This window comes from Amycolatopsis nalaikhensis, assembly GCF_030264295.1.
GTDB classification, from domain to species: domain Bacteria; phylum Actinomycetota; class Actinomycetes; order Mycobacteriales; family Pseudonocardiaceae; genus Amycolatopsis; species Amycolatopsis nalaikhensis.
The window spans coordinates 10,375,327-10,387,931 of record NZ_CP127173.1 but is presented as its reverse complement, the minus strand read 5'-3'; the positions used below and the strand labels follow the sequence as shown (position 1 = coordinate 10,387,931).

Below are 12,605 nucleotides of genomic sequence, written 5' to 3'. Positions count from 1 at the left end.
GTGCCGACCGCCGGGGCGAAGCTCGCGCGGCTCGCCCTCGACCTTGAGGTCCGCGCGGGCCCCGCTGTCGAGCCGGTACGCGGCCAGCAGGTCCGCGATCGCGCGTTCGACCGGGACGGCGTCTTCGCGCAGCGCGGCGACGGCCTTGCGGGCCTCGGCGAGCCCGTCGGCGGCCAGTTTCTGGGCGCGTTCGATCTGCGCGACGGCGTCCGGGCTCGCCCCGTCGCGCACCAGCATCAGCCGCGCGCCCTGGAGATTCAGCGAAAGCCCGGCCAGTGAGTGCGCCAGGACGTCGTGCAGCTCGCGGGCGATGCGGGTGCGTTCGGCGAGGGCGGCGGCGCGCGCGTGCTCCTCGGCGGCGGTCTGCGCGCGGGCCAGCGCCAGCTCGGTCTGCTCGATCCGGGCCAGCCGCGTGCGCCGGTTGAGGCCGAGGAGCACGACGACGGCGACGACCGTGTAGGTCGCCAACGCGCTTTCCCAACGGTCGTGGTGGACGACCCAGGCCGCGGTGATCGCCGCGACGTTCAGCACGACGGCCAGCACGATCGGCACCGTGGACTGCCGCAGCACCACGAAGAACGTCGTGCTGAACAGCGCGACCGACGCCCAGCTGCCCGGCAGGACCACCCACAGCCCGCCCGCGGACGCGATCACGCCGAGCGACAGGATCGCCGTCGACGGCCGGGCGCCGAGGTCGTGGAGCCACGGGATGGGGGTCGACAGGGCGAGGGCGACGCCGATCAGCACCCAGGCGAGCGCGCCCGCGCGGGGCATCGCGGTGATCATCGGCACCGCGACGAGCGCCCAGCGCAGCCAGCCCTGTGCCGGCGGGAACCCGGCCCGTCCCGTGGTCATCGTCGAAGGTCCTCCGCGGGTGCTTGTACGGAAAATGTACCGACGCGGGCTTCCCTTCGTGGGGTCAAGATGTCCCGTTTGTCAGGAGGTTGCCCCATGTCCAGGTTGCGACGGCTCGCCGTGCTCGCCGCCGCCGCGGCGCTGCCCGCGCTCGGCCTCACCCTCGCCGGCCAGGCGACCGCGTCGGCCGCCCCCAACTTCCAGGTGCCGTTCAAGTGCGGGGTGACCGTGACCGCGGCGACGTTCAGCGGCCACAGCCCGGCCTACTCCGTGGACTTCCAGAAGTCGGGCATCACCGGCATGCCGGTGCTCGCGTCGGCGTCGGGCACGGTGACCCGGGTCGCCGACGAGGGCAGCACGAGCTACGGCAAGTGGGTCGAGGTGGACCACGGCGGCGGCTGGCGCACCCGGTACGCGCACCTGTCGACGCAGTCGGTTTCGGTCGGCCAGTCGGTGGCCGGCGGCAAGCAGCTCGGCACGGCGGGCGCGACCGGCGGGGTCACCGGGCCGCACCTGCACTTCGAAGAGCGGTTGGACGGCGTGGTGCAGAAGGCGAAGCTGAACGGTGTCGCGGTGCCGTACTACGGCCACACCGACTTCACGAGCAAGAACAACTGCGGCGGCAACCCGTACTCCGCCGAAGAGGTCTGCGGCTCGGGCTTCTCGGTCGTCGACCAGCAGGCGCTGGCGAATTCCTCGGGCACGGCGTACCTGCTGTACAACGCCTCGACCAAGGCGAACTGCGTGACGACGCTGAAGGCGACGTCGCTCGGCACAGCCAGCCCGGTCTCGGCGTTCCTGGAGGTCCAGGGGTCGACGCGGGTGACCGATTCCGGCAGCTTCACCTACTACGCGGGACCGGTGAAGAAGACGGCCGAAGCGACGTGCGTGAAGTGGGGCGGCTCGGTGGGCGCCAACACCTACGAGAGCGGGTTCGAGCACTGCGGCTGAGCCCGTCCGGTCGGTGGGGCCGGGCAGGATAGCCCGCCCCACCGACAAAAACCCGCGGCCCGGGCCGGACCCGCCCGGTTCCGTCCACATCGGCCCCGCCGATCCACAGATTCGCCGCCACCGCCCCATCCGGCTCCGCCCTGCGCCACGGTGGAGCCATGACCACTTCCACCCCGGCCGACCCGGCGTCGGTCTTCCTGGACGATCCGGCGCAACTCCTGGCGGCGCTCCCGTCCCTGCTGGGCTTCCGGCCTGAAAACTCCGTCGTCCTCCTGGGCCACCGGGACCCGGACGGGCAACGCGTGGGCTTGGTGCTCCGCGGCGACCTCCCGCGTCGCGAAGATCGTGCCCGCCAGGCCGCGGCGCTGGCGCCGCGCTTCGCGACGGGCAGGCACGCGGGCGTGACCGTGGCGATCGTCGGCGGCAGGCGAAGACCGGGCAGCCCGCCGCCGCACGCGGGCTTCGTCAAGCACCTGGTCGAGGCGCTGGGTGACCACGACCTCCCGGTGCTGCACGCACTGTGGGCGGCGGACCTCACCGCCGGTGCCCCGTGGGGCTGCTACACGGACGAAGAGTGCAGCGGGCACCTGCCGGACCCGCGCGCGACGGTGCTGGCGGCAGCCTTCACCGAGGACGGCCGGGTCCTGTTCGACAGCCGCGAGGAGCTGGCGGCGTTGCTCGAGCCGCGGTCACCCGAGGCCCTGATCCGCCGAGCCGACCGGCTGTCCCGCCTCGCGGACCCGTCCGAGACCTGCTACTTCGACGCGGTGGCCGAAATCCGTGCGGCGTTCGACCGCCAGCGCCGCGGCGAAGGACCCCCCGATGACGAGGAGGCGGTCCGGCTGGCCCGCGCCCTCGCGATCCATGAGATCCGCGACGCGTGCCTGAGCATGGCGGTTCCCACGCACAGTCAGGCGGCGCGCGAAGCGGAACAGTTGTGGCTGACGCTGGTCCGCGAACTCCCGGCCCCGGAACGCGCGGAACCGGCGGCCCTCCTGGGGTACACGGCCTTCATGCGCGGCGACGGCACGTTCGCGGGCATGGCACTGGAGAACGCCCTGGCCGCGGATCCGAACCACGTCCTGGCCCAGCTGCTGCTGGGGGTCCTGCGCCGGGGACTGGCCCCGGAGCAGCTCCTGGGACTGGCGATGGCCGCGGACGTCGCGGGTATCCGCGGGTTCGGGCTGATGTCCCCGGAAGCCGGGCCGAGCCATGCGGTTTGAGGCCGCGCCGCGAGCCCGCACCGTCGACAAAGGACGGTGGGTGGACCGTCGAGGTCCGCCCCCGGCACCGGGGCTCAGCCCTGAGCGGCGGCCCGCCGAGCCTGGGCGAGCCCCATCGGTCGCCCCCGTGCGAGTGCGGCGCACGGGGTGTGGGCCCAGGCGTCGTGTTCAGCCTGGCTTCCGGCTGCGTTCTTCGAGGGCGTGGTCGGCGGGCCGGTGCGGTGCGAGGGGCCCGCCGAGGCGAGCTGGCTCAGCCCTGAGCGGCAGCCCGCCGGGCCTGGGTGAATTCCCACGCGTCGCGCACGATGCCGGTCAGTTCGGTGCGTTCCGGCTTCCAGCCCAGCTCCTCACGAGCCCGATCGCTGGCGGCCACGAGCACCGACGGGTCACCGGCGCGCCGGGGCGCCACCGCGGCCGGCACCGCGTGGCCGGTCACCTCGCGGCAGGCCTCGATCACCTCGAGAACGGAGAACCCGGTGCCGTTGCCCAGGTTGTAGATGCGGTGCGTACCCGCCTCGGCGTGCTTCAGCGCCAGCAGGTGCGCGTCCGCGAGGTCCACGACGTGGATGTAGTCGCGGACCGCCGTGTGGTCCGGCGTCGGGTAGTCGTCGCCGAAGATCTGGATGCGCTCGCGGTCGCCCGAGGCGACCTGCAGGACGAGGGGGATCAGATGGGTTTCCGTGGTGTGGCGCTCGCCGAAGGTGCCGTACGCGCCCGCGACGTTGAAGTACCGCAGGCTCACCGCGGCCAGGCCGTGCGCGACGGCGAAGCTGGTGATCGCGTGGTCGATCGCGAGCTTCGTGGCGCCGTAGGTGTTGGTCGGCAGGGTCGGCGCCGACTCCGGGATCGGCGACTGCTCCGGTTCGCCGTAGGTCGCCGCGGTCGAGGAGAACACCAGCCGGGGCGTGCCGTGCTCGTGCATGGCCTCCAGCAGCCGCAGCGAGGTGACGACGTTGCCTTCCCAGTACTTCGCCGGCTCCGCCATCGACTCGCCGACCAGCGACTTGGCCGCGAAGTGCAGCACGCCGTCGAAGCCCTCGCGCAGCAGGCTGCCCGCCACCTCGGCGGCGTCGCCCTCGATGAACCGCGCGTCCGGGTGGACGGCGTCGGCGTGGCCGGTGGACAGGTCGTCGACCACGGTGACCTGGTGCCCGGCCTCGACCAGCCGGGCGGCGCAGACACTGCCGACGTACCCGGCTCCGCCCGTCACGACCAGCTTCAGGGCGTTGCTCTGCTCCGACACTTCCAGGCCTTTCTGCCGAGGGTGCTGACGGTGCTCAGTCTTCCCCCATGGCGACGCGCGGGTCCGCGCGGGGGTTGCCCCGGGCGGACCCGCGCGGCCTCAGACCCGGTCGCGGCCGGCGCCGCGGGAGGGCACCGCGGTGAACATCCGCGGGCGCCGGTAGCCGGCCTTTTCGTACGCCGCTTCGACGGCCGCCTTGACGCGGTCCAGGTCGGCGTCGCGGACCAGCGCGATCGCCGAGCCGCCGAAGCCGCCACCCGTCATCCGGGAGCCGAGGGCGCCGGCTTCCCGCGCCGAGTCGACCGCGAGGTCCAGCTCGGGCGTGGAGATCCGGTAGTCGTCGCGCATGCTGACGTGCGAAGCGTCGAGGTACGGACCGATCTCCGCGATCCGGCCGTTGCGGAGCAGCTCGACCGTCTCGAGCACCCGCTGGTTCTCGGTGACGACGTGCCGCACGAGCGGGACCAAGTCCTCCGGCAACCGGTCGAGCGCGGCGGAGAGGCCCTCGACGGTGACGTCGCGCAGCGCCTTCACCCCGAGCAGCTCGGCGGCACGTTCGGTGCCGCGGCGCCGCTCGCCGTACCCGCCTTCGGCGTGCGAGTGCTTGGTGCGGGTGTCCATGATCAGCACCTGCAACCCGGCCTCGGCCAGCCCGAACGGCACCTGCTCCTGCTCGCCCGTGCGCACGTCGAGGAACAGGACGTGGGACTCGGTGCAGCAGAGCGACGCCGTCTGGTCGAGCAGGCCGGTGGGCGCGCCGACGAAGTCGTTCTCGGAGCGCTGCACCCAGCGCGCCACCTGCGGCAGCGAAGGGACGCGCTCGCCGGCGCTGTCGAGCTCCAGCCCGGCCAGCCCCAGCAACGCCAGCGACACCGCGCACTCCAGCGCGTGGGAGGAGGACAGCCCCGCCCCCGACGGCACGTCCCCGGCGATGACCAGGTCGGCCCCGGCGGTGAAGCCCTGGTCGCGCAGCACCCAGGCGACTCCCGCCGGGTACGCGGCCCACCCGTCGACCATGCCCGGCGCCAGGTCGGCGATCTTCAGCTCGCCGGAGCGCTGGAGCTGGCCGTCGTCACCCAGGGTGGCCACGTTCAGCACGCCGTCTTCGCGGGGCGACGCCGCCGCGGCCAGGCGATGCGGCAGGGCGAACGGCAGCACGAAGCCGTCGTTGTAGTCGGTGTGCTCGCCGATCAGGTTGACGCGGCCGGGGGCCGACCACACGCCGGCGGGCGCGACGCCGTGGACCGTGCGGAACGCCGACACGGCCTCCGAAGCGGGGCTCACCTGGCCTGCGCCAGGACGGCGTGCAGCGCGGAGCTGGCGACCTGGGCGGTGGTGTCGCCGCCGGTGACCTCGATGGTGCCGCCGTTGGCCTTGCCGACGGTGACCGTGCCGCCCGGCACGATGCCGACGGACTTGAGCTCGGTCATCAGCGACTCGTCCAGCTGGACGTGCTCGGCGATGCGCCGGATCTCGACGCGGCCGCCGCCGGTGCGGGCGAACTCGTCGAGCCGGACCAGGTCGGCCTCCGCGGGCGGCGCCGGGTCGCCGTCGCCCAGCTTGTCCAGGCCGGGGATCGGGTTGCCGTAGGGGGACGTGGTGGGGTGGTCGAGCAGCTTGACGAGCTTGCGCTCGACAGCCTCGCTCATCACGTGCTCCCACCGGCACGCCTCGTTGTGGACGTGCTCCCACTCGAGGCCGATGACGTCGACGAGGAGGCGCTCGGCCAGGCGGTGCTTGCGCATCACGGCGATGGCGAGCTCGCGGCCGTGGTCGGTCAGCTGGAGGTGCCGGTCGTCGGCCACCACGACCAGCCCGTCGCGCTCCATCCGGGCGACGGTCTGGCTCACGGTCGGGCCGCTCTGCTGCAGGCGCTCGGCGATGCGGGCGCGCAGCGGAACGACACCCTCTTCTTCGAGCTCGTAGATCGTACGCAAGTACATCTCGGTGGTGTCGATGAGATCGTTCACGCTGTCCCCTTCGTCCGCGTTGCTCATCGTAGTCGTTGGCACCGGCAGCGGCGGCGGGCCTGGGGATAACAACCCGTTATGCCCGCACCCCGGCGCGGCCGGGTGGCGGAGCGCTGGAAGATGGGAGGTATGCGTCCGCTGATCAGCACCACCGACCTCGCCGCCGCGCTGGGCGGCACCGACGCGGCCCGGCCCGTCGTCCTCGACGTCCGCTGGCGGCTCGCCGGTCCGCCCGGGGCCGACTCCTACCGGGAGGGCCACGTGCCCGGGGCGGTCTTCGTCGACCTCGACCGAGTGCTCGCGGGCGACCCGGGCGAAGGGGGCAGGCACCCGCTGCCCGACCCCGCCGACCTGCAGCGCGACCTGCGCGCGGCGGGCGTCCGGACGGGGGTGCCGGTGGTGGCCTACGACGACGCCGACGGTTCGGTGGCGGCGCGGGCGTGGTGGCTGCTGCGCTGGGCTGGGCACGACGAGGTGGCGGTCCTCGACGGCGGTTACGCGGCGTGGACGGCCCAGGGCCACCCGGTGAGCACCGAACCGGCGAGCCCCGAGCCGGGCGACATCACGGTCCGGCCGGGCGGGATGCCGGTGCTCGACGCGGACGAGGCGGCGGCACTGGCCCGCGACGGCCTGCTCCTCGACGCCCGCGCGACCCCGCGCTACGCGGGCGAGACGGAGCCGGTCGACCCGCGGGCCGGGCACATCCCGGGAGCGGTGAACGCGCCGTTCGCGGGCCACGTCGGCGAGGACGGCCACTGGCGCACGCCGGAGCAGCTGGCCGCCCGGTTCACGGAACTGGGCCTGCGACCGGGAGAGCCGGTCGGCGCGTACTGCGGCTCGGGGGTCACGGCCAGTTCGGTGGTGCTGGCCCTGGAGCTGGCGGGCCACCCGGGCGCGGGGCTGTACGCGGGCTCGTGGTCGCACTGGTCCCGCGACCCCCAACGCCCAGCGGCGACGGGCACCCTGCCCGGCTGAGCCGCCGCGGCCTGAGACCCGCGACGAGCGGCACCCTGCCCGGCTGGGCTGCCGGGACCCGCGCCCGGCACCCTGCCCGGCTTGAGCGCCGCGGCATGAAGCCCGCGATGCCCCGCGGCGACCGCACCCCGCCCGGCTGAGGGCCGCACGCCGCGACACCTCGATCACCCGGCGCGACTAAGCAGCGCGAGGCAACCCATCGTGCCCGGATGAACCCACCCGCACCGGGCCGCCACCGGGTCTTCGAGTCCACGGATCCGCGCGATCGGCACTACAGTCGGACGGTATGTCGCCGGCCGTCGTTTGGGACTCCGCTCTGCTGGGTTACGACCTGGGTGGGGAGCACCCCTTCAACCCCGTCCGGCTGGAGCTCACCGTCCGGCTGGCCACCGAGCTCGGCGTGCTCCGGGATGTCGAGCTCCTCGTCCCCACCGCCGCCGGGGACGAGGAGGCCTCCGGATCCACGCCCCCGAATACCTCGCCGCCGTGCGGGAAGCGCCGCTTGTCGGGTGGGATGTCGGGCACGGGCTCGGCACCGCCGACAACCCCGTCTTCTCCGACATGCACGACGCCTCCGCCCTCGTCGTCGGGTCGACGCTGCTCGCCGCGCGCAAGATCGCCGAAGGCGAAGCCTCCCGCGCGGTCAACATCGCCGGCGGGCTGCACCACGCCATGCGCGACCAGGCCTCCGGGTTCTGCGTCTACAACGACTGCGCCGTCGCCATCTCGTGGCTCCTCGACCACGGGTTCGACCGCATCGCCTACATCGACACCGACGTCCACCACGGCGACGGTGTCCAGGCCGCCTTCTACGACGACCCGCGCGTCCTCACCATCTCGATGCACCAGCACCCCTTCACGCTCTGGCCCGGCACCGGCTACTCCGCCGAGACCGGCCGCGGGAAGGCTGACGGCACCTCCGTCAACGTCCCCCTTCCGCCGCGCACGCGGGACCCCGGGTGGCTGCGCGCGTTCAACGCTGTCGTCCCGTCGCTGCTCGCCGACTTCGAACCGCAGCTGCTCTTCACCCAGTGCGGTGTCGACTCCCACGAAGAAGACCCCCTCGCCGACCTCTCGCTGAGCGTCGACGGGCACCGCACCATCTACTCGACCCTCCGCGACCTCGCCGAGACGTACGCCGGCGGCAAGTGGATCGCGGTCGGGGGCGGCGGGTACCAGCTGATCCGGGTCGTGCCGCGGTCCTGGACGCACCTGATCGCCACCGTCCTCGACCGGGACGTCGACCCGGCGACGCCGCTGCCGCCCGGCTGGCGGGAAACCGTCACCAAGGCCGCTCCGCACGCCGAACTGCCGCAGACCATGTCCGACGACCGCGACACCCAGTTCAAGCCGTGGGGCGACGGCGAAGACGACCCCGTGGACATCGCCGTCCGGGACACGCGCCGCGCCGTCTTCCCCTTGCACGGCCTCGACCCGGACGACCCCAGGGACTGACGATGGCCGGACGGGACCCCTTCGACTACCCCCGCGACTGGGAGGCCGACGTCGTGCTGTCCGACGGCGGCACCGTCCACCTGCGCCCGATCGTCCCCAGCGACGCCGACGGCCTGGTCGCCTTCCACGCGAAGCTCTCCGAGCGCACGCGCTACTTCCGCTACTTCGGCGCCTACCCGCGGATCCCCGAGAAGGACCTGAAGCGCTTCTCGACCGTGGACCACCACGACCGCGTCGCGTTCGCCGCGTTCCTGGGCGACGACATCGTGGCCGTCGGCCGGTACGAACGGCTCGACCACGGGCCGTCCGCCGAGGTCGCCTTCGTCGTCAGCGACGCCCACCAGGGCCGCGGGCTCGGCTCGATCCTCCTCGAGCACCTCGCCGCCGCCGCGTCCGAATGCGGGCTGCGCCGGTTCGTCGCCGAGGTGCTCGCCGAGAACGCCGCCATGGTGCGCGTCTTCCGCGACGCCGGGTACCAGGTCAGCCGCGAGATCGAAGAAGGCGTGCTGCACCTGGAGTTCGACATCGACCCGACCGAGGAGTCCCTCGCGGTCGCGCGCTCGCGGGAACAGGCGGCGGAGGCGCGCAGCGTGCACAACCTCCTGCACCCGCGGTCGGTCGCGGTGATCGGCGCGTCCACCGAGCCGGGCAAGGTCGGGCACGTCGCGTTCGTGAACCTGCTGGCCGCCGCTTTCACCGGCACCGTCTACCCGGTCAACCCGGAGCACCGGTCGGTGCGCGGTGTCCGCGCGTACCCGTCCGTGCTGGACATCCCCGACCCCGTCGACCTCGCGCTGGTCGCGGTGCCCGCCGAAGCCGTCGAGTCCGTTTTGGACGCTTGCCTGGCCAAGGGCGTCAAGACGCTGCTGATCGTCTCCAGCGGGTTCGCCGAAGCGGGCCCGCACGGCCTGCACGCCGAGCTGCGGCTGGTCGGCGAGGCGCGGGCGCACGGCATGCGCGTGGTCGGCCCGAACGCGCTCGGGGTGCTCAACACCGCGCCCGGCATCCGGCTCAACGCCACGCTCGCGCCGCGGCTGCCCGGCCGCGGGCGCACCGGCTTCTTCTGCCAGTCCGGCGCGCTGGGCACCGCGATCCTCGCCGACGCCGAAGCGCGCGGCCTCGGGCTTTCGACGTTCGTCTCGGCGGGCAACCGCGCCGACGTCTCCGGCAACGATCTGCTCCAGTACTGGGAAACCGACCCGGACACCGACCTGGTGCTGCTGTACCTCGAGTCTTTCGGCAACCCGCGCAAGTTCGCCCGGCTCGCGCGGCGGCTCGCGCGGACGAAGCCGATCGTCGCGGTGAAGTCGGGGCGGCACGCCGTCCGCCCGCAGCTGGCGGCGACGTCGACCGAGATCGACGAAGCCAGCGTCCAGGCGCTGTTCGAGCAGGCCGGGGTCGTGCGGGTGGAGTCGCTGGCGCAGCTGTTCGACACCGCGCTCGTGTTCGCGCACCAGCCGCTGCCCGCCGGGCCGAGGATCGGGATCGTCGGGAACTCCAGTGCGATCGGGCTGCTGGCCGCCGACACCGCGCGGATGCAAGGCCTGCGGCTGGCGTCGGACCCGGTGGACATCGGGCCGCAGGCCGGGCCGGAAGACTTCGCCAAGGCCGTCGGCGAAGCCCTCACCTCACCGGACACCGACGCGCTGGTCGTCGTGTTCGCGCCGCCGATCGCGATCCCCGGCACGGCGTACGCGCGCGCCGTGCGGGAGACGGTCGTCGAGCTGGGGCTGCACAAGCCGATCGTCTCGACGTTCCTCGCCGCCGAGGGCGTCCCCGACGAGCTGGCCGTGTTCTCCGACGACGGCGTGCCGACGCGCGGCTCGATCCCGTCGTACCCGAGCCCGGAACGCGCCGTGAACGCGCTCGCCAGGGTCGTCCGGTACGCGGCGTGGCGGCAGCGTCCGCAGGGCACGCTGGTGCGGCCGGCGGGGATCCACACCGAACAGGCGCAGGGTCTCGTGCGCGAGCTGCTGGAAACCGAAAACGGCAAAACGACGTTGCTCTCGGACACCGACGTGGTGCGCCTGCTCGGCTGCTACGGCATCGACGTCGTCCCGTTCCGCGTCGCGTCCACAGTGGACGAAGCGGTCACGGCGGCGGCCGAGCTGGGCTACCCGGTGACGCTCAAGGCGGTCGACGAGCGGTTGCGCGGCCGTCCCGACCTGGCCGGGGTGCGGCTCGACCTGGCGTCCGAGGACTCGGTGCGCACGGCGTACGAAACCTTGCGCGAGATCTCCGGCGACGACGACGTCTACGTCCAGCGGATGGCCCCGAAGGGCCTGTCGTGCGTGATCGGGCTGCAGGACGACCCGTCGTTCGGCACGCTCGTGTCGTTCGGGCTGTCCGGGCTGGTCAGCACGCTCCTGGGGGACCGCGCCTACCGGGCGGTGCCACTGACGGACGTCGACGCCGCGACGTTGCTGCGTGAGCCGCGGACGGCGCCGCTGCTCACCGGCTACCGCGGCGACGAGCCAGCCGACCTCGCCGCGTTGCAGGACATGGTGCTGCGCGTGGCCGCGCTGGCCGAGGACAACCCGGAGGTCCGGTCGCTGGTCCTGGACCCGATCCTGGCGTCGCCCGACGGCGCCTTCGTCGCCAATGCCCGCCTGGTGCTGGGGCCGCCGCCGTCGCGCCCCGACACGGGCCCGCGCCGCCTGCGGGCGATCAACCCCCTGGACTGACCGTGCTGGCCGAACTGCTGACCCGCCACGCCGGCGACCTGCCCGGCGCGGTGGCCCTCGTCGCGCGCGGCGAGCAGGTCGAGGCGGCGGCCGTGGGCTCGGCCGACGCCGGGGAACCGCGCCGATGGCCCGGGATTCGCTGTTCCGCATCGGGTCGCTGACGAAGCCGATCATCGCGGCGGCGCTCCTGTGGCTGGTGGACGACGGCGCGCTCGCGCTCGACGACCCGGTGGCGCGATGGCTGCCGGAACTGGCGTCGCCGGTGGTGGTGCGGACCCCGGCGGGGCCGGTGGACGACGTGGTGCCCGCCGTCCGCCCGATCACGGTGGCGGACCTGCTGACGTTCCGCTGCGGGTACGGCCTCGCCGCCGACCCGGGGCTGCCCGCGGTCGAGCTGCTGCTGCAGGTGCTCGGCCACCCCGCGGCGGCCCGCGCGTTGCCGCCGGACGAGTGGCTGGCGGCGTTGGCGCAGGTGCCGCTGCTGCACCAGCCGGGGGAGGCGTGGCTCTTCGACACGGCCGCGGACCTGCAGGGGGTGCTGATCGCGCGGGTGTCGGGCCGTCCGCTGCCGGTGTTCCTGGCGGAGCACCTGTTCGAGCCGCTGGGCATGGCGGACACGGGATTTTCGGTGCCGACGGCGGCACTGGGCCGGTTCACGAGCGCGTACCGCCGCGGCGCGGACGGGCTTCAGCTGGTCGACTCACCGGAGGGAAGGTGGAGCAGCCCACCGGCGTTCCCGTCCGGGGCGAGCGGGCTCGTGTCGACGGCGGATGACCTGCTGGCGTTCGCGCGGTTCCTGCTGAACGAGGGCACGGTCGACGGCCACCGCCTGCTGCGGCCGGAATCGGTGCACGGGATGACCAGGGACCACCTGACGCCACCCCAGCGCGCGGCGGCGCGCCCCTTCCTGCGCGGCCAGGGCTGGGGGTTCGGCGGAATGGTGGACGTGGAGCCGAGAGAGAGATGGCAGGTCCCGGGCCGCTACGGCTGGGCCGGAGCCACGGCGGCGCACGTGGTCCCCTCGACGGGCACGGCGACGGTGCTGCTCACGCAGGTCGAGCCACCGGGCCCGGACCCGACGCCGCTGATGCGCGAGTTCTGGACCTACGCGGCGAGCTGACCCTCGGGAGCGGCCGGGGCGCGGTGGCGGCGGGCGGCCGAGCTTGGCGGTGCGGTAGCTCGGCGGCCGCGCGAGTCGCCCGGCCGGGCCGCGATGCCGGGCCGCCGAACCCGCGCGGCCCGGTCGCCC

General features: G+C 73.8%; 9 protein-coding genes and 2 pseudogenes. 7 read left to right on the top strand and 4 right to left on the bottom strand.

The window, feature by feature from the left end; translation table 11 throughout:
- Nucleotides 1–180: 180 nt before the first annotated feature.
- A pseudogene (locus tag QP939_RS50400) lies at nt 181–774 on the bottom strand (histidine kinase dimerization/phosphoacceptor domain-containing protein); the annotation flags it as partial.
- A 177-nt stretch (nt 775–951) separates the two neighbouring features.
- On the opposite strand from QP939_RS50400, the gene QP939_RS50395 reads away from it, so the two are divergent.
- Both QP939_RS50395 and QP939_RS50390 read left to right on the top strand, forming a co-directional pair.
- Nucleotides 952–1,806 carry a M23 family metallopeptidase gene (locus tag QP939_RS50395; protein WP_285454088.1) on the top strand — a complete coding sequence of 285 codons (855 nt, stop codon included), beginning with the start codon at nt 952–954 and terminating at the stop codon, nt 1,804–1,806.
- A gap of 158 nt (nt 1,807–1,964) precedes the next feature.
- Complete coding sequence (locus tag QP939_RS50390; protein ID WP_285454087.1) at nt 1,965–3,029, top strand: DUF4192 domain-containing protein; 1,065 nt, start codon at nt 1,965–1,967, stop codon at nt 3,027–3,029.
- 250 nt (nt 3,030–3,279) lie between these two features.
- Here QP939_RS50390 and galE read toward each other — a convergent pair whose 3' ends face one another.
- The 3 genes from galE to QP939_RS50375 form a co-directional block, all read right to left on the bottom strand.
- Nucleotides 3,280–4,272 carry a UDP-glucose 4-epimerase GalE gene (gene galE / locus QP939_RS50385; protein ID WP_285454086.1) on the bottom strand — a complete coding sequence of 331 codons (993 nt, stop codon included), beginning with the start codon at nt 4,270–4,272 and terminating at the stop codon, nt 3,280–3,282.
- A gap of 99 nt (nt 4,273–4,371) precedes the next feature.
- Nucleotides 4,372–5,556 (bottom strand): galactokinase, encoded by a 1,185-nt coding sequence (gene galK / locus QP939_RS50380; RefSeq protein ID WP_285454085.1) that lies wholly within the window; start codon nt 5,554–5,556, stop codon nt 4,372–4,374.
- Nucleotides 5,553–6,269 carry an iron-dependent transcriptional repressor DtxR gene (locus tag QP939_RS50375; RefSeq protein WP_020644897.1) on the bottom strand — a complete coding sequence of 239 codons (717 nt, stop codon included), beginning with the start codon at nt 6,267–6,269 and terminating at the stop codon, nt 5,553–5,555. Before QP939_RS50375 ends, galK begins: the two co-directional genes overlap by 4 nt.
- Before the next feature lie 102 nt (nt 6,270–6,371).
- Between QP939_RS50375 and QP939_RS50370 the strand changes: the two genes are divergently transcribed.
- The 5 genes and pseudogenes from QP939_RS50370 (at nt 6,372) to QP939_RS50350 (ending at nt 12,476) form a co-directional block, all read left to right on the top strand.
- Nucleotides 6,372–7,217, top strand: a complete 846-nt coding sequence (locus QP939_RS50370) for a sulfurtransferase (RefSeq protein ID WP_285454084.1) — start codon at nt 6,372–6,374, stop codon at nt 7,215–7,217.
- A 286-nt stretch (nt 7,218–7,503) separates the two neighbouring features.
- Nucleotides 7,504–8,672 (top strand): annotated as a pseudogene (locus tag QP939_RS50365) (acetoin utilization protein AcuC).
- 2 nt (nt 8,673–8,674) lie between these two features.
- Nucleotides 8,675–11,356, top strand: a complete 2,682-nt coding sequence (locus tag QP939_RS50360; protein WP_285454083.1) for a bifunctional acetate--CoA ligase family protein/GNAT family N-acetyltransferase — start codon at nt 8,675–8,677, stop codon at nt 11,354–11,356.
- A gap of 2 nt (nt 11,357–11,358) precedes the next feature.
- Nucleotides 11,359–11,517: a hypothetical protein gene (locus QP939_RS50355; RefSeq protein ID WP_285454082.1), complete on the top strand. Its 159-nt coding sequence runs from the start codon at nt 11,359–11,361 to the stop codon at nt 11,515–11,517.
- A complete protein-coding gene (locus QP939_RS50350) occupies nt 11,481–12,476 on the top strand; it encodes a serine hydrolase domain-containing protein (RefSeq protein ID WP_285454081.1) in 996 nt (331 codons plus the stop codon). Before QP939_RS50355 ends, QP939_RS50350 begins: the two co-directional genes overlap by 37 nt.
- The last annotated feature ends 129 nt before the right edge of the window (nt 12,477–12,605 follow it).

Bases quoted from the DNA above. Each gene is read 5' to 3' on its own strand.
- QP939_RS50395 (WP_285454088.1), top strand. From the start codon at position 952: ATGTCCAGGTTGCGACGGCTCGCCGTGCTCGCCGCCGCCGCGGCGCTG.
- QP939_RS50390 (WP_285454087.1), top strand. From the start codon at position 1,965: ATGACCACTTCCACCCCGGCCGACCCGGCGTCGGTCTTCCTGGACGAT.
- QP939_RS50375 (WP_020644897.1), bottom strand. From the start codon at position 6,269: ATGAGCAACGCGGACGAAGGGGACAGCGTGAACGATCTCATCGACACC.
- QP939_RS50370 (WP_285454084.1), top strand. From the start codon at position 6,372: ATGCGTCCGCTGATCAGCACCACCGACCTCGCCGCCGCGCTGGGCGGC.
- QP939_RS50360 (WP_285454083.1), top strand. From the start codon at position 8,675: ATGGCCGGACGGGACCCCTTCGACTACCCCCGCGACTGGGAGGCCGAC.
- QP939_RS50350 (WP_285454081.1), top strand. From the start codon at position 11,481: ATGGCCCGGGATTCGCTGTTCCGCATCGGGTCGCTGACGAAGCCGATC.